The organism is Halomonas sp. HP20-15 (genome assembly GCF_033446685.1).
GTDB lineage: Bacteria > Pseudomonadota > Gammaproteobacteria > Pseudomonadales > Halomonadaceae > Modicisalibacter.
Window position 1 is genome coordinate 287,913 of sequence record NZ_JAWQLY010000003.1, and the last position, 16,800, is coordinate 304,712.

General features: G+C 66.1%; 14 protein-coding genes. 8 read left to right on the plus strand and 6 right to left on the minus strand.

What is annotated here, in order from left to right; translation table 11 throughout:
• The first annotated feature begins 45 nt into the window (after positions 1 to 45).
• The 3 genes from metE (at position 46) to R6258_RS05985 (ending at position 4,010) form a co-directional block, all read left to right on the plus strand.
• Positions 46 to 2,343: a 5-methyltetrahydropteroyltriglutamate--homocysteine S-methyltransferase gene (gene metE, locus R6258_RS05975; RefSeq protein ID WP_318448575.1), complete on the plus strand. Its 2,298-nt coding sequence runs from the start codon at positions 46 to 48 to the stop codon at positions 2,341 to 2,343.
• Between the two features lie 176 nt (positions 2,344 to 2,519).
• A complete protein-coding gene (locus R6258_RS05980; protein ID WP_318448576.1) occupies positions 2,520 to 3,296 on the plus strand; it encodes an MliC family protein in 777 nt (258 codons plus the stop codon).
• Between the two features lie 99 nt (positions 3,297 to 3,395).
• The gene (locus R6258_RS05985; RefSeq protein ID WP_318448578.1) at positions 3,396 to 4,010 is read left to right on the plus strand and encodes an FMN-dependent NADH-azoreductase; all 615 of its coding nucleotides are present in this window, start codon (positions 3,396 to 3,398) and stop codon (positions 4,008 to 4,010) included.
• Positions 4,011 to 4,121: 111 nt separating this feature from the next.
• On the opposite strand, the gene R6258_RS05990 is transcribed toward R6258_RS05985, so the two are convergent.
• Positions 4,122 to 4,658: a DNA-3-methyladenine glycosylase I gene (locus R6258_RS05990; RefSeq protein WP_318448581.1), complete on the minus strand. Its 537-nt coding sequence runs from the start codon at positions 4,656 to 4,658 to the stop codon at positions 4,122 to 4,124.
• 172 nt (positions 4,659 to 4,830) lie between these two features.
• Between R6258_RS05990 and gloA the strand changes: the two genes are divergently transcribed.
• Complete coding sequence (gene gloA / locus R6258_RS05995) at positions 4,831 to 5,271, plus strand: lactoylglutathione lyase (RefSeq protein WP_318448583.1); 441 nt, start codon at positions 4,831 to 4,833, stop codon at positions 5,269 to 5,271.
• A gap of 25 nt (positions 5,272 to 5,296) precedes the next feature.
• Positions 5,297 to 5,971 carry a uracil-DNA glycosylase family protein gene (locus R6258_RS06000; RefSeq protein ID WP_318448585.1) on the plus strand — a complete coding sequence of 225 codons (675 nt, stop codon included), beginning with the start codon at positions 5,297 to 5,299 and terminating at the stop codon, positions 5,969 to 5,971.
• Between the two features lie 20 nt (positions 5,972 to 5,991).
• On the opposite strand, the gene R6258_RS06005 is transcribed toward R6258_RS06000, so the two are convergent.
• Positions 5,992 to 6,396, minus strand: coding sequence for a DoxX family protein (locus tag R6258_RS06005; protein ID WP_318448587.1), 405 nt, complete (start codon positions 6,394 to 6,396; stop codon positions 5,992 to 5,994).
• Between the two features lie 394 nt (positions 6,397 to 6,790).
• On the opposite strand from R6258_RS06005, the gene R6258_RS06010 reads away from it, so the two are divergent.
• Positions 6,791 to 7,948 (plus strand): GGDEF domain-containing protein, encoded by a 1,158-nt coding sequence (locus R6258_RS06010; protein WP_318448589.1) that lies wholly within the window; start codon positions 6,791 to 6,793, stop codon positions 7,946 to 7,948.
• 27 nt (positions 7,949 to 7,975) lie between these two features.
• On the opposite strand, the gene R6258_RS06015 is transcribed toward R6258_RS06010, so the two are convergent.
• The 4 genes from R6258_RS06015 to R6258_RS06030 form a co-directional block, all read right to left on the minus strand.
• On the minus strand, positions 7,976 to 10,825 hold the full coding sequence (locus R6258_RS06015; protein ID WP_318448591.1) for a valine--tRNA ligase: 2,850 nt from the start codon (positions 10,823 to 10,825) through the stop codon (positions 7,976 to 7,978).
• Between the two features lie 171 nt (positions 10,826 to 10,996).
• Complete coding sequence (locus tag R6258_RS06020; protein ID WP_318448593.1) at positions 10,997 to 11,431, minus strand: DNA polymerase III subunit chi; 435 nt, start codon at positions 11,429 to 11,431, stop codon at positions 10,997 to 10,999.
• 169 nt (positions 11,432 to 11,600) lie between these two features.
• On the minus strand, positions 11,601 to 12,701 hold the full coding sequence (locus R6258_RS06025; protein ID WP_318448595.1) for a branched-chain amino acid aminotransferase: 1,101 nt from the start codon (positions 12,699 to 12,701) through the stop codon (positions 11,601 to 11,603).
• A 223-nt stretch (positions 12,702 to 12,924) separates the two neighbouring features.
• Positions 12,925 to 14,448 (minus strand): leucyl aminopeptidase, encoded by a 1,524-nt coding sequence (locus R6258_RS06030; protein ID WP_318448597.1) that lies wholly within the window; start codon positions 14,446 to 14,448, stop codon positions 12,925 to 12,927.
• Between the two features lie 164 nt (positions 14,449 to 14,612).
• On the opposite strand from R6258_RS06030, the gene lptF reads away from it, so the two are divergent.
• A complete protein-coding gene (lptF, locus tag R6258_RS06035) occupies positions 14,613 to 15,692 on the plus strand; it encodes an LPS export ABC transporter permease LptF (protein WP_318448599.1) in 1,080 nt (359 codons plus the stop codon).
• Positions 15,692 to 16,756 (plus strand): LPS export ABC transporter permease LptG, encoded by a 1,065-nt coding sequence (gene lptG / locus R6258_RS06040; protein WP_318448601.1) that lies wholly within the window; start codon positions 15,692 to 15,694, stop codon positions 16,754 to 16,756. Before lptF ends, lptG begins: the two co-directional genes overlap by 1 nt.
• Positions 16,757 to 16,800 lie beyond the last annotated feature (44 nt).

The following is a 16,800-nucleotide window of genomic DNA, read 5'->3' on the forward strand; positions in this document are numbered from 1 at the left end:
CAAGCCGCACCATCTTACCGGCTAATACCAACCGAGGAAGCAACGATGACGCTGGCACACACTCTGGGCTATCCCCGTATAGGCGCTGGGCGCGAGCTGAAGAAAGCCGTCGAGGCTTACTGGAAAGGCGATACCGACCAGGCAGCGCTTCACGCCACCGCCGCCGATCTGCGCGCCCGCCACTGGCAGGCGCAGCGCGACGCCGGGCTGGATTTCGTCACGGTCGGCGACTTCGCCTTCTACGATCAGGTGCTCAACGTCTCGGCGCTGATCGGCGCCGTGCCGCCGCGCTTCGGTCATGACGGCGGAAGCGTCGATCTCGATACCACGTTCCGCATGGCCCGCGGGCGAGCGCCGACCGGCACGCCCGCGGCGGCCTGCGAGATGACCAAGTATTTCGATACCAACTACCACTATCTGGTCCCCGAGCTGCACCCGGGCCAGACCTTTCGCCTCGCCAGCGAGCAGCTGTTCCGCGAGGTCGACGAGGCCCATGGCGCCGGTCACCCGGTCAAGGTCGCGCTGACCGGTCCGCTGACCTGGCTGTGGCTGGGCAAGGAGAAAGCGGCGGAGGGTAGTACGGGCTTCGATCGTCTCGAACTGCTCGACGGCCTGGTCGCCGTCTATGGCGAAATTCTCGCGCGGCTCGCCGGGCAGGGGGTGGAATGGGTTCAGCTCGACGAGCCGGCGCTGGTCCAGGACCTGCCGCGCAGCTGGCAACAGGCCTTCGAGACGGCCTACAACAAGCTGCAGTCGGCGCCGGTCAAGCTGTTGCTGGCGAGCTACTTCGGCGAGCTGGGCGACAACCTGAGCCTGGCCGCCGGGCTACCGGTGGACGCCCTGCACATCGACTGCGTACGCGCCCCGGAGCAGCTCGAGCGGGTGCTCGACCGGCTGCCGGCCTACAAGATTCTTTCGGTGGGGGCGATCGACGGGCGCAACATCTGGCGCGCCGACCTGGCGACGCTGCGCGAGAGCCTGGCCACCGCGCGCATGCGCCTCGGCGAGCGGCTGTGGCTGGCGCCGAGCTGCTCGCTGTTGCACGTGCCGGTGGACCTTAACGCCGAAACCCAGCTCGATCCGGAGCTCAAGCGCTGGCTGGCTTTCGCTCGCCAGAAGCTCGACGAGGTGGCAACCCTGGCGCGCCTGCTCGACGGTCGCGGCGACGCTGCCGATCGGCGTTATCTCGAGGCCGCCAGCGAAGCGCTCGAGTCGCGGCGCCAGTCGGCGCGCATCCACAAGCCGGCCGTCGCCGAGCGGCTGGCGGCGGTGAGCGCGGCGGATGCCCGGCGCGCCAGTGGCTACCCGCAGCGGGCCCGGGCACAGCGCGAGCGGCTCGATCTGCCGCTGTTCCCGACCACCACCATCGGTTCGTTCCCGCAGACCGGCGAGATCCGCGCCGCCCGGCGCGCCTTCAAGCGCGGCGAACTCGACGCGGCGGCCTACGAGTCGCGCATGCGCGAGGAGATCGCCTTCGCCGTCGAACGCCAGGAAGCGCTGGGCATCGACATGCTGGTACACGGCGAGCCGGAGCGCAACGACATGGTCGAATACTTCGGCGAGCAACTCGACGGCTTCGCCTTCACCGCCAACGGCTGGGTGCAGAGCTACGGCTCGCGCTGCGTCAAGCCGCCGGTGATCTTCGGCGACGTCAGCCGGCCCGCGGCGATGACGGTGCGCTGGAGCGAGTACGCCCAATCGCTGACCGACCGGCCGATGAAGGGCATGCTGACCGGCCCGGTGACCATCCTGCAGTGGTCGTTCGTGCGCGACGATCAGCCGCGCGAGACATCATGCCGGCAGATCGCTCTGGCGCTGCGCGACGAGGTCGCCGATCTCGAGGCGGCCGGCATCAAGGCGATCCAGATCGACGAGCCGGCGCTGCGCGAAGGCCTGCCGCTGCGCCAGGCGCACTGGCAGCGCTATCTCGCCTGGGCGGTCGAGTGCTTTCAGCTATCGGCGGCCGTGGCGCGTGACGAGACGCAGATCCATACCCACATGTGCTATTCCGAGTTCAACGACATCATCGCTGCCATCGCCGCGCTGGATGCCGACGTGATCACCATCGAAACCTCGCGCTCGGACATGGAGCTGCTCGACGCCTTCCAGGACTTCGCCTATCCCAACGAGATCGGGCCGGGGGTCTACGACATCCACTCACCGAACATTCCCGAGGTCGACTGGATGGTCCAGTTGATGGACAAGGCCGCCGAGAAGGTGCCCGCCGAGCGGCTGTGGGTCAATCCGGACTGTGGGCTCAAGACGCGCGGCTGGGCCGAGGTCGAACCGGCGCTGGCCAATATGGTCGAGGCGGCCAGGACGTTGCGCAAGCGCCATGGCTGAAGCGTGATCCGAGCGTGGCAAAGCGACCGCTGTGGCGAGCAACGCCGCAGCGGTTTTTTCATGTGCAGGGGCGCGCATCGATAGGTGGCGATTCAAGGCAGCCGTCGCCGCCGCCGATTGGTATCCTGACACTAAATAATGAGCATCGTCATACTCGGTGATTTCAAGGAGTCCTCATGCGTATCGTTTCGTTGCTCGGCGCCGCCGTGCTGTTGGCCGGTTGTGCCGGTCCCTCGCCGACCCCTGCCCCCGCGCCTGCGGTCGAGGATCTCGCCGCGCGCCAGCCGGCGGCGGCCAAGGTGCCCGAGCCGGACGACACCCCGTCTGAGCCGGCCAAGCCGCAGTCGCCGCTGCTGCCCTCGGCGTTCTTCGGCGATGGCGCCGAGGCGTTCATCGCCTGGCGCTGTACGCCGGCGCAGGATCTGATCGCGGCGTTTCCCGACGACTACCTGCGGCTGTGGTCGGGCCAGGGCCATTACCGGCTCGAGCGCGCCGTGGTGGCCTCCGGGGTGCGCTACGTCAAGGACGACCTGACGTTCTGGAACAAGGGCGAGAAGGCGATGGTGGAGAGCGACAACGGGCGCCTCGAATGCCAGCAGGATATCCGCCGTGAGACCCTGACGCGCGCCGATTACCCGCAGTCGATCTTCCATGCGCTGGGCAACGAGCCGGGCTGGACGCTGGATCTCGATCGCGCGTCACCGCAGATGACGCTGGTTACCGACTATGGCGAGCAGCGCCGCACCCTGGATTATCACCTGGTCAATCTCAATAACGGTCAACAGGCCAGCGTTACCCTGCGTAGCAACGATGCCGCCGAGCCTGTCACGGTGCGTCTCGAGGCGCGCGCCTGCTTCGATGCGATGAGCGGACAGCCGTATCCGGTACGGGTGAGTGTCGAAACCCCCGAGCGCACCTTGCGAGGTTGCGGGCAGGGTATCGAGCGCCAGTAACAATCGTTTAAATCGAATGGTTAGCGCGTTTTTTTGCGATTTATATTGCAAAAAAACCATCTAATAATGGTCGTCATTACCCTTGCTGGAGACTGGATCATGACGACTCCGACCAAAATTTTGTTGCTCAACAGTTCGATCCTTGGCGACAACGGCCAATCGCGTGGCCTTGCCGAGCATTTCAAGCGTCAGGCCGCCGAGCGTGGCGATGTGCAGATCACCGAGCGCGATCTGGTTGCCGACGCTCTGCCGCACCTGGATGGCGCCGAACTCGCCAGCTGGATGGTTGCCGAGGAGGAGCGCAGCGCCGAGCAGCGCGACCTGGCGGCACGCTCCGAGGCGGCGCTCGCCGAGCTGTTCGCTCACGATGTGCTGGTACTGGCGGTACCGCTCTATAACCTGGGTATTCCTTCGCAGCTCAAGGCCTGGTTCGATCGGGTGCTGCGCGCCGGCAAGACCTTCCGTTACACCGAGAATGGCCCCCAGGGGCTGGTCGAAGGCAAGCGGGCGGTCGTGCTGACAGCGCGTGGCGGGCAATACGCCGGCACCGCGCTCGATTCGCAGACTCCTCACCTGCGTCACATGCTGGGGCTGATGGGGATCGCCGAGGTCGACTTCGTCTACGCCGAGGGTCTGGCGATGGGCGATCGACGTCGCGAGGCGTCGATTGGCGAAGCCAAGCAGGCGATCGGCGCCCTGGTGGCACGGCTGTAGAGCGGGCTCGGCGTTTCGCGAAGTTCTTTCAATGCGGCGCCTCGGGCGCCGCATTGCGTTGGCATGGCCCGTCGAGACGGCGACCGCCCGGCAAGCGATGGCAAGGGCATGTCAGCCCTGCAGCCAGGGCGGCCGGGAGGCGCGAATGCGCGCCTGTACCGGGCAATCGTCGTGATGCGCGCCGGGCAGGTAGCCGGTGCTCATCAGGAACTCGTTGACGATTTCCGGGCCGGTGAAGCGGAAGGTGCGCTTGAATAGCCGCACCCAGTCGGCCAACGGCTGGGGATGGTGGGCGTCCAGCCAGGCCTTGAAGCTACCGTGATCGGCCTGCAGGGTGCGGATCACGCCGGCGTTGTGAATGGCGGCGTCGACCTTGAGGCGGTTGCGGATGATCCCCGCATCGTTGAGCAGCCGCTCGCGCTCGGCCGCGCCATAGGCCGCCACCCGCTCTACCCGGAAGCCCTCGAACGCCGCCTGGAAGGCCGCGCGCTTCTTGAGCACGGTCAGCCACGAGAGGCCGGCCTGGTTGATCTCGAGGATGAGCCGCTCGAACAGTTCGTCGTCGCCGGCCACGGCGAAGCCGTATTCATCATCGTGATAGGGGCCATGATAGGGGTGCTGCGGCGCATGCTCGCAGTAGTCGGACATTGCGGGTTCTCCCTGCCTCTGCCGGTGCACGCCTGATGTGACGGTGCGATTGTCATCGGGCATGATGCCCCAGTGGTCTTGGCGAGGAAAGCGGGCGCCGAGGCGCTACGCCGATGTCAGTCGATGCGAGCCAGCCAATGCCTCGCATCCAACACAGCCAGAGAGGAAGACGATGCAGTATCTACATACCATGGTTCGCGTCAGCGACCTCGATGCTTCCCTGCATTTCTACTGCGAGCTGCTGGGACTCGAGGAAATCAGTCGCAAGGAGAGTGAAAAGGGGCGCTTCACGCTGGTATTCCTCGCCGCGCCGGACGACCGGCAGCGTGCCCGGGAAGAGCGCACCGCGATGATCGAGCTGACCTACAACTGGGATCCCGAGGAGTATAGCGGCGGCCGCAATTTCGGCCACTTGGCCTATCGCGTCGAGGACATCTACGTTTTATGCGAACGCCTGCAGGCCAACGGCGTGACCATCAACCGGCCGCCGCGTGACGGCCACATGGCCTTCGTCCGTTCGCCCGATGGCATCTCCATCGAGCTGCTGCAGCAGGGCGACGACCTACCGCCGCAGGAGCCTTGGGCGTCGATGGGGAATACCGGAAGCTGGTGATGGATCCCGCGCAAGGAGCGATCGGATGGCATTGGATGCGACGCTGCATGCCGCGTTGCGACGCGAAGCGCAGACGCTGGAGGGGATCGATGAACAGGTCTATCACGACTTCGAGCGCGACCCCTGCGAGCCGATAATCGGCCTGGGGCCGCGCGAAGCTCAGGTAGGCATCTTCGGTCGCGACCCGGGACGTCAGGAAGTGAAGTGGGGCGAGCCGTTCATCGGCGCCGGCGGCCAGAAGGTCCGCGAGGGGCTATACCGGGCCCTGCACGGCGAGCCGATGCCCGATTTCGAGGCTTCACGAGAGATCGGGCGGCATTTCTTCTGGGCCAATACCGTGCCCTACAAGCCGCAGGGCAACAAGGCGTGGTCGATGGCGGTCAAGAAGCGCTTTCAGCCCCTGATCGCACGGCTGCTGATCGAGGCGTGGCAGGGTCGCGAACTGGTCACGCTGGGCCGCGAGGCCTTCCTGTGGTTCGCCATCAATCAGCCACGCGAGGTGCGTCAGGAACTGGAAGCTTTCTGGAAGCGCGACGATCGCTTCTCGGCCAGCCATGAGACGTTGCTGGCCGATGGCGAGGGCCACGAGGCGACGTTTCGGCTGCATCCGCTGCCGCATCCCTCGCCCCTCAACCAGACCTGGTTCAAGCGCTTTCCGAACCTTTTGGCAGCGCGCCTCGAGTCCCTGGGTATTTCCTGACGTCGGGTTACCGAGGTGCGCTAATCGGGACGCAGCGCCATGCGCCCGCTTCCGAGAAAGACGATGGCCAGCGCGCCGAACAGATAAAGTCCCTGAAGCTCGAGCGCCCAGCCGCCGTTGCCGGCCAGGGTGAAGAGCTCGCCGCTGTGCACCAGGATGATGGCCACCACCATGTTGGCCGCCATCAACAGCCCGGCCAGGCGCGCCTGCCAGCCGAGGATGGCCATCAATGGGGCGATCACTTCGCCGATCAACACGCCGTAGGCGAGGAAGGTCGGCAACCCCTGGGCGGCGATCTGCCCGCCAATCCAGCTCAGCGTCCCGGGTTCGATCAGCTTGGCGATGCCGTGCAACAGAATCAGGCAGCCGACGCTGAGCCGCAGAATCAGTTTACCGAGGGCCTCGTTATGCAGGGCGTTGAGCATGGGGCGCGTATCTCTTGTTCGAATCAAGGCGTTACTATCCCATGCCGGGCGCTTCGAGCACAGTGCGATCGTGTTGAACGGGACGTGTCGGTGGCGCCGCGGACTCGCTCATCGGGGGCTGGGGGTAGCGGGCCATGCGCTAAACGGTCTACCCTGTAGCTGATCCTTCCGGCTTAGAACGTCTGGTGTCGCTGCGACGCCCGTAAATGCATATGTCCCGCCAAGGAGTGGCGTGGTCTCGTCGTAGCCGGAACAAATGGCGCAACGCAAGCTGTCGCATCGTGCCGATGTCGGCTAGCGCCAGGGTCGGTAACAACCAGAACCGAGCGATATCGCCACGAAGGCGAGTCGAAGACCGCAACCATCACGGTGGCGGAAGGAGAAAAGGATTTCCATGAACGGCAAGTTCCGTAACCTCGGAAGCTGGCGCGCGCTGTCATTACCCACCTGTCCGTTACCTGCGGACCGGCAGCGCTATTTCTACACGCTATCACAGCTCTACCTGATCGCGACCGTCGTCTACCTGTTCGATTTCATCCCGATGTTCTGGCTATTGGGCGACCTGCGGCTACTCGTCATCAGCGTGACGGGGCTGGGCATGACCCTGGTCGCCCGCGAGCTGCATCGGCGAGGCCACATGGGTGCCGGGGTGACGCTGATGCTGATCACGATGACGGCGCACATGCTGGCCTCGATCGGCACTTACGGCAGCGGGCTGGGCTTCGAGCTGTACTTCGCGCTGATCCTGCTGGTCACCTACATCAGTGCCCTGCGCCAGATCGCCAAGCTCGGAATCAGCCTGGTGGTGATGGGCCTGACGACCTACCAGTTGATGGGAACCCCCGAAGCGACGGTGGTCGACAGACTGGGAGGCTGGGCGCCACAGATCCTGCTGATCGCCAACCTGGCGACCCTGGGGGTGCTGTTCGCGGTGATTCTGCGCCGGCTGGAGGGGGTCTCCCAGCGTCTCGAGGTAAGCTATCGGCGTCAGGCCCATCACGACGCCCTGACCGGAGTCTTCAATCGTCGCGCCGTGCTGCACGAGATCGAACTCGCGCTGGACAACGCACGGCCGTTTGCGCTGTTGATGATCGACATTGATCATTTCAAGACGATCAACGACCTGTACGGTCACAAGCGGGGCGACCGGGCGCTGTGCCATCTGGTGGAATGCCTGCGGGCGAGCCTGCGCGACGAGGATACCCTGGGCCGTTACGGCGGCGAGGAGTTCATCGCCGTACTCCATGGCAAGAGCCATGGCGAGGCTTTGTGCGCCGCCGGGCGCCTGGCGATGGCCGTACGCGAAACGCCCTATACGCTTGAGCGTGGCGCCTTGAACATGACCATCAGCATCGGCGTGGCGGTCAATGGCGAGGCCCAGGATATCGACGGCCTGATCGCGCTGGCCGACCGGCGACTCTACCAGGCCAAGCGCGACGGTCGCGATCGGGTATGCGGTACCGATACGCCGGCGATGCAAGGCGAGATTCCGGTCGTGCTCGACCGGGCGGCCGAGGAGATGCGCGCGGTCTTCGAACAGCGGGCCAGTTAGTCCGGCCCGCTGCAACTCGTTCCTGTCTTACAGCGCGGCGATCTTGTCGCGCTGTTCGGCGAGCACCGCGCGGCTGGCCTTGGCCTCGGCCAGCTTGGCGCGCTCCTTGTCGACCACCGCGGCGGGCGCCTTGGCGATGAACCCCTCGTTGCCGAGCTTCTTCTCGATGCCGCCGATGAACGTGTCCTGCTTGTCGAGCTCCTTGTTCAGGCGCTTGAGCTCGGCGTCCTTGTCGATCAAGTCGGCCATCGGCACCAGCACTTCCATGTCGCCGACCAGTTGAGTCGCCGCCAGCGGCGCCGTGGCCGGGTCGTCGAGCCAGTTGACGCTTTCCAGCTTGGCGAGCTTGGCGAGGAACACCCGGTTGGCGGCGAGGCGCTCGCGGTCGGCCGTGCCGCCCTTGGTCAACAGCACGTCGAGCGACTTGCCCGGCGCCAGGTTCATCTCGGCGCGAATGTTGCGCACCGCGACGATCACCCCCTTGAGCCACTCGATGTCGCGCTCGGCCTGCGCGTCGATCCTGTCGGTTTCCGCCTGCGGCCACGGCTGGTTCATGACCGATTGCGCGCCGTCGCCACTCGCCTTGCCGGCCAGCGGCGCCACGCGCTGCCAGATCTCCTCGGCGATGAACGGCATCATCGGCTGCGCCAGACGCAGGATCGTCTCGAGCACGCGGACCAGGGTCCGGCGGGTGCCGCGCTTGGCGGCAGGGCTGGCGGCTTCGTCCCACAGCACCGGCTTGGAAAGCTCCAGATACCAGTCGCAGTACTCGTTCCAGACGAACTCGTAGAGAGCCTGCGAAGCCTGGTCGAAGCGATACTCGTCGAGCGCCTTGGTGATCTGGGTCTCGGTGTGCTGCAACTGCGAGACGATCCAGCGATCGGCCAGCGAAAGTTCGATCGCCTGGCCGCCGTCGCCCAGGTCCTCGCCTTCGGTATTCATCAGCACGTAGCGCGAGGCGTTCCACAGCTTGTTGCAGAAGTTGCGGAAGCCGTCGAGGCGGCCCATGTCGAACTTGATGTCGCGGCCGGTGGTGGCCAGCGACAGGAAGGTGAAGCGCAGCGCGTCGGTGCCGTGGGATTCGATGCCTGCGGGAAATTCGTCGCGGGTGGCCTTGTCGATGGCGCGCGCCTTCTGCGGCTGCATCATGTTGCCGGTGCGCTTGGCGGCCAGGCTTTCCAGGTCGATGCCGTCGATCAGGTCGATGGGGTCGAGCACGTTGCCCTTGGACTTGGACATCTTCTGGCCCTGGGCATCGCGCACCAGGCCGTGCACGTAGACCTGCTTGAAGGGCACCTCGCCGGTGAACTTCAGGGTCATCATGATCATCCGCGCGACCCAGAAGAAGATGATGTCGAAGCCGGTGACCAGCACGCTGGTGGGGTGGAAGGTCGCCAGCTCGGGGGTCTGCTCGGGCCAGCCCAGGGTGCCGAAGGTCCATAGCCCGGAGCTGAACCAAGTGTCGAGTACGTCGTCGTCCTGGGTGAGGATCACCTCGGGGGCCAGGCCGTACTTCTCGCGCGCTTCGGCCTCGCTGCGCGCGACGTACACGCCGCCCTCGGGGTCGTACCAGGCGGGGATGCGATGGCCCCACCACAGCTGGCGCGAGATGCACCAGTCCTGCAGGTCGCGCATCCAGGCGAAGTACATGTTCTCGTAGTTCTTGGGCACGAACTCGATGGCGCCGTTCTCCACCGCCTCGATCGCCGGCTTGGCCAGGCTCTCGACGGCGACGAACCACTGGTCCGTCAGCAGCGGCTCGATGACGTCGCCTGAGCGGTCGCCGTAGGGCAGGGTATTGGTGACGCTCTCGGTCTTCTCGAGCAGCCCCGCCGCCTGCATGTCGGCGACGATCGCCTCGCGGGCGGCGTAGCGGTCGAGCCCCTGGTAGGCGCCTGGCAGCGTCGGGTCGACGTCGGCGTTGGGCGTGCCGTCGAGGTTGAAGACCTCGGCGGCGTCGCGGATCTGCGCGTCGGGGGTGAACACGTTGATCAGCACGTGGCCCTGGCGCTTGCCCACCGCATAGTCGTTGAAGTCGTGGGCGGGGGTGATCTTCACGCAGCCCGAGCCCTTGTCCATGTCGGCGTGCTCGTCGGCGACGATGGGGATGCGCCGGCCGACCAGCGGCAGTTCGATGAACCTGCCGACCAGCGACGCATAGCGCGGGTCGTCCGGATTGACGGCCACGCCGGTGTCGCCGAGCAGCGTCTCGGGACGGGTGGTGGCGACGACGAGGTAATTCTTGCCGTTATCGGTGGTCGCACCATCGGCCAGCGGGTAGCGGAAGTGCCAGAACTGGCCCTGCTGCTCGCGGTTTTCCACCTCGAGATCGGAGATCGCGGTGTGCAGCGTCGGGTCCCAGTTGACCAGGCGCTTGCCGCGGTAGATCAGGCCCTCGTCGAACAGCCGCACGAAGACTTCCTGGACGGCCTTGTAGAAGCCATCGTCCATGGTGAAGCGCTCGCGGCTCCAGTCGACGCTGGCGCCCATCCGTCGCAACTGGCGGGTGATATGCCCGCCGGATTCGGCCTTCCACTCCCAGACCTTGTCGATGAAGGCGTCGCGGCCCAGGTCGTGGCGCGACTGACCGCTCTCGGCGGCGATCTTGCGCTCGACCAGCATCTGGGTGGCGATCCCGGCGTGGTCGGTACCTACTTGCCACAGGGTGTTACGGCCCTGCATGCGCTTGTAGCGGGTCAGCGTATCCATGATGGTGTCCTGGAACGCATGACCCATATGCAGGCTGCCGGTGACATTGGGTGGCGGGATCATGATCGAGAAGGGCTGGCCTTCGCCCGAGGGCGCGAAGCGCTGATCGGCTTCCCAGCGCTGATACCAGCGCCTTTCGATCTGTTCGGGTTGGTAGGTCTTGTCCATGGATCGCTCTTGTGAAGATGGCGGCATCGGCCCGGCCGACCGGCGCGGCTAAGTTGTGCAAGTGAGTGGCGCGGGCGGGCTCGACCCAACGGCTGGCGGAAAATGGGCCCGATTATAGCGCCCGAGGGCGTCAGCGTCATGAGTGGTCAGAAGGCTAGGCTTCTTTAAAAGCTAAAGCTTGTGCGCCTTCACCGGATAGCCGCGCTGCCTGTAGGTCTGCCAGCAGTCGCGCTTGGCGGTGAGGATGTCCTGGTGCTGGTTGATGATCTCGGCGACCCGCTCGAAGCGCGAGAACCACTCGGGGATCGTCAGGCTCAGGTTGAGCATCGCCTCGATGCCCGGGGCATCGAGCGCCGGTTCGGGTAGCGCCTGCCAGCCGATCGTCACCGGCACGTCGTGGCCGCTGCCGCTCAGCGCGTGCGGCACGTAACTGTCCTCGCGGAAGGTCCACAGCCGCTCGTCGAACGCCTGGGCCTCGTCTTCGTCCTCGGTGTGCACGTGCAGCCGATAGCCCTTGCGATAGATGGTCTCGGCCAGCCGACAGGCGAAGTCGAGCCGCGCCTCGCGGGTGGTATCGGGCAGGATGTAGAAATCGACTTGGGTCACGGCTATGGCCTGATGATGGGCTAGGGGCTACGGGCGTTCGTGGGAGCGAATTTATTCGCGAAGGGGTTGGTTCGAAGCCTCCGCTATCGGGAACAAGTTCCCTCCCACCCCGGCCGCGAGTCGGCGCTGTACTGCCCGCGACTCGCAGCCCGTCGCTCGATTTGATGGCTTAAGTCAGGCGCGTCAGCCAGCCGTGGGCATCCTCGCAACGCCCGTACTGCAGATCGAGCAGCTTGGTGCGCAGGCGCTTGCCAATCTCGCCGCCGCCGTCGGCGGTGAGGCGGATGCGCTCGTCGTCGCTGACCAGTTCGCCGATCGGCGTGACCACCGCCGCGGTGCCGCAGGCGAAGACTTCGCGGATCTCGCCGGAGGCGGCGCCTTCACGCCATTCGTCGATGCTGAGGTGGCGCTCTTCCGGGGTCAGGCCCTCGTCGCGGGCGAGCTGCATGATCGAATCGCGGGTCACCCCCTCGAGAATGGTGCCGGTCAGCTTGGGCGTGACGATCCGCCCGTCGCGGTAGACGAAGAACAGGTTCATGCCGCCGAGCTCCTCGACCCACTTGTTCTCCACCGCGTCGAGGAAGGCGACCTGGTCGCAGCCATGCTGCTCGGCTTCCTTCTGCGCGGCCAGCGAGGCGGCATAGTTGCCACCGCACTTGGCGAAGCCGGTGCCGCCGGGGGCGGCGCGCTTGTAGTTCGACGACAGCCAGATCGACACTGGCTTGACGCCGCCCTTGAAGTAGGCGGCCGCCGGCGAGGCGATCACGTAGTAGTCGACCTCCTTCGCCGGGCGTACGCCGAGGAACTTCTCGCTGGCGATCATGAACGGGCGCAGGTAGAGGCTGGTTTCCTCGGCGGCGCTGGCCGGGGTGGGCACCCAGGCGTGGTCCTGGGCGACCAGTGCCTTCAGCGAGCCGATGAAGTCTTCGTCGCTGAGCTCGGGTAGCGCCAGTCGCCGCGCCGAGGCGCGAAAGCGCGCGGCGTTCTTCTCGGGGCGGAAGGTCCACACCGAGCCGTCGGCATGCCGGTAGGCCTTGATGCCTTCGAAGATCTCCTGGGCGTAGTGCAGCACGGCGGCGGCGGGGTCGAGGGTCAGCGGGCCGTAGGGGCGCACTTCATGACCGTGCCAGCCATCGTCCGCGGTCCAGCGGATGTGCGCCATGTGGTCGCTGAAATAGCGGCCGAAGCCCGAATTGCCGAGGATCTCGTCGCGGATGGTGGCATCCGTGGGATGGGCGGTAGGCCGTACGTCGAAGCCAGAGGTGGTCACCGGGGGTCTCCGTTACAGGGCTGGGCCCCGGCGTGCGGCGAATCGCCGGGCCGTGGGCCGTTGCGGTTAGGGCCACGCCACGCGACTCTAGGCCAGCGTGGCGGACAATGACTGCGAGAATGACATACACGACACGAGCCGGGGAAGCCCGGCTCGTGTCGTGACGATGCAACGAAAATTAGCATGCGAATGACGCGTTGCGAAGTGCCGGTCGCTGCGCGGATTACTCGACGTTTTCCGGGGTCTCGCCCAGCTCGACTTCGCGATCCAGCAGGTATTGGGTCAGCAGGCCCACGGGACGGCCGCTGGCGCCTTTCTGCTTGCCCGAGGTCCAGGCGGTGCCGGCGATGTCGAGATGCGCCCAGGGGTAGGTCTCGGTGAAGCGCGACAGGAAGCACGCCGCGGTGATCGAGCCGGCCGGACGCCCGCCGATGTTGGCCAGGTCGGCGAAGTTGGAGTCGAGCTGGCTCTGGTACTCGTCCCACAGCGGCATGTGCCAGGCACGATCCCAGGCGGCTTCGCCGGCGTCGAGCAGGTCCAGCGCCAGGTCGTCGTCGTTGGCGAACAGCCCGGTGGCATGGTGGCCCAGGGCGATCACCGCCGCGCCGGTGAGGGTGGCGATGTCGACCACGCTGGCCGGCTGGTAGCGCTCGGCGTAGGTCAGCGCATCGCACAGCACCAGACGCCCCTCGGCGTCGGTGTTGAGTACCTCGACGGTCAGCCCCTTCAAGGTCTTGATGATGTCGCCGGGCTTGGTGGCGCGGCCGTCGGGCATGTTCTCGGCGCTGGCGACGATCGCCACCACGTTGATCCTGGGCTTGAGCGCGAGCAGCGACTTGACGGTGCCGAACACGCTGGCGGCGCCGCACATGTCGAACTTCATCTCGTCCATGTCGGCGCCCGGCTTGAGCGAGATGCCGCCGGTGTCGAAGGTGATGCCCTTGCCGATGAGCACGTGGGGCGCCTCTTCGGCGTCGTCGGCCCCCTGGTAGCGCATGACGATCAGCCGCGAGGGCTCTTCGCTGCCGCGGCCCACCGAGAGCAGCGAATGGGCGCCGAGCAGCTCTAGGGCTTCCTCGTCGAGGATCTCGACGCCGAGCGCGCCGGCCGAATCGCGGCCGAGCTGCTCGGCCTGCGCCGCCAGGTAGCGCGGCGTGCAGACGTTGCCCGGCAGGTTGCCCAGGGTGCGTGCATAGTTGACGCCTTCGCCGACGGCACGGCCGACTCGGGCGCCGCGTTCGCTGGCGGTGGCTTCGGCGGCGTCGCTGATCAGCAGGCCGACCCGCGACAGGCGCGGGGCGGGGGAAGGCTCGGACTTGAACTCGCTGAAGCGGTAGACGGCGCGCTGGGCCGCCTCGGCGATCATGCGCGCCTTCCAGTCGCCGGCGCGGTCGGGCACCGGGGCGTCGCTGAAGGCGACCACCGCCTCGTCGAGCGGCAGCTTCGCCAGCGCCGGGAAGGTGGCGTCCAGCGCGGTGCGCAGGCTGGTCTCGTTGCACTTGGCGCGCATGCCGAGGCCGACCAGCATCAGGCGTTCGGCGGCCAGGCCCGGCGCGAAGGGAATCAGCTGCACATTGCCGAGTCCGGCATCGAAGTCGCCACGCTCGATCAGCTGGCCGATCAGGCGCTCGCTGGCGTCGTCGAGCTTGGCGGCTACCGGGAGCAAGTCACCATCGGTAAATACCGGGACCACGAGGCAGGCCGTCTCGACCTTGGCCGGGTTGACGGTGAGAACAGGAAATTCCATGGCATCTCCATGACGGATATTGTTCGCGACTGGCTTGCTGACGAGACAGGCGAGCCGGGATTCTGGATAATGCCGACACTGACACGTGGCCGGCTGAACTCCCCCAGTGTACGCAAAGCACTGTGCCATTGCATGGATCGTCATATAGCGTCAGGGAGACCGATTTGATCATTTTCCGTTATCTGACCCGTGAGATACTGGTCACCATGGGCGCCGTCGCCGGTGTCCTGTTGCTGGTCATCATGGGCAGTCGCTTCATCCGCTATTTCTCCAGCGCCGCCGAAGGCGAGATCCCGGTCAGCATGCTGGGCACCCTGATGCTCTACCACCTGCCGGGCTTTCTCGAGCTGATCCTGCCGCTGTCGTTCTTCCTAGGCATCCTGCTGGCATACGGCCAGCTCTATCTGAATAGCGAGATCACCGTGCTGGTGGCCTGCGGCACCAGTCCCAACCGGCTGCTGCGTGTGACCATGCTGCCCGCCGCGCTGATCACCATCCTGGTGGCGCTGTGCAGCCTGTGGCTGACTCCGGCGGGGGGGCGCTACAACGAGATGCTGATCGAGGAGCAGCAGAGTCGACTGGATTTCTCGGCGCTCACGCCGGGGCGATTCCAGGATTTCGGTGACGGTCGCACCGCCTATACCCAGGCATTCAACGACGACCAGACGCGTATGCAGCAGGTCTTCATCAGCGAGCGCCAGCGGCGCGACGACGGTACCCCCGAAACCGTGGTGACGCGGGCCAAGGGCGGCTACCAGACCACCGACAAGGAAACCGGCAGCCGCTTTCTGGTACTGACCGACGGCGAGCGCTACAGCGTCGAGCCGGGACGCAACGTCGCCGAGCGGCTGGAGTTCGGCACCTATGCGGTGCGCCTGTCGCGCGCTGCGGAGATGGCCCAGCTCGACGAGGCCGAATACGCCTCGACACCGGCGCTCATCGCCTCGGGCTCCGATGAAGCGCTGGCCCAACTGCAGTGGCGGCTGAGCATGCCGCTGATGATCCCCATCCTGACCCTGCTGGCGTTGCCGCTGTCGCGGGTCAATCCCCGCCAGGGGCGTTTCGCCAAGCTGATGCCGGCGATATTCCTGCATATCAGCTATCTCAGCCTGCTGCTGGCGGCGCTCGATGCCATCGGTCGCGGCTCGCTGTCGCCGTCCATCGGCATGTGGCCGATCCACGGGGTCTATCTGCTGCTCGGGCTAGGCTTGCTGCGGCGTTCGCAACTGGGAGGCAATCGCTGATGCTGGCCGATCGTTTCGACCGCTACATCGCCCGCAACGTACTGGCGGCGATGCTGGTGGTGCAGCTGGTCCTGCTCGGGCTCGACCTGGTGATCAGCTTCATCAACGACCTCAACGACGTCGAGGGCAACTACAGCGCGTTCGACGTGTTGCTTTATCTGGGCCTGCGCTTGCCCTGGCGGTTCTACCAGTACGCCCCGGTGGCGGTGTTGATCGGCGCGCTGGTCGGACTGGGAAGCATGGCCTCGAGCAACGAGCTGACGGTGATGCGCGCTGCCGGGCGATCGCTGGTGCGTATTCTCTGGGGGGTGATGAAGCCGGTCGGGTTGGTGGTGGTCCTGCTGCTGGTGATCGCCGAGTTCGTGACGCCGCGCAGCGAGCAGTTCGCCGAGGCCTGGCGGCTCGAGCAGTTGGAAGGTGCCGGCGCGGTACTCAGTCATCGCGGTGGCTGGCAACGCGAGGGCGACGACTTCTATCGCTTCGGGGCGATCCGCGCCGACGATACCGTCATCGACCTGACTCGCTATCGCTTCGCGGGCCAGCGGCTGGTCGAGGCCACCCATGCGCAGCGCGCCGTGTGGCTGGACGATCACTGGGTGCTCGAAAACGTCGACACCACCCGCTTCACCGACGGTGGTACCGAAACGCAACACGTTCGCCGCCAGGCCTGGCAGACCGAGTTCTCGCCGGCCCAGCTCAACCGCCTGCTGCGCGATATCGAAAGCCAGGCGCCCAGCGAGCTGTGGGCCTATGCGCAGTTTCTGCATTCGCAGGGGCTCGCCGCCACCCAGCCGCTGCTGTACTTCTGGCAGAAGCTGGTCATGCCGCTGACCCTGGTATCGCTGGTGCTGGTCGCGGCCTCGTTCGTGTTCGGTCCGTTGCGCAGCGTCGCCGCGGGAACGCGGGTGTTCTACGGGGTGATCGTCGGGCTGTCGTTCAAGTATCTGCAGGACCTGCTGGCGCCGGCCTCGACGGTGTTCGGCTTCTCGCCGATCTGGGCGGTGCTGGCGCCGACCCTGGGCTGTGCAGCGCTGGGCCTGTATCTGCTGCGGCGCAGCGGCTAGGAGGCTGGGACGCGCCCAGAGCATGCGTTAGCGTCCGGCAGTTG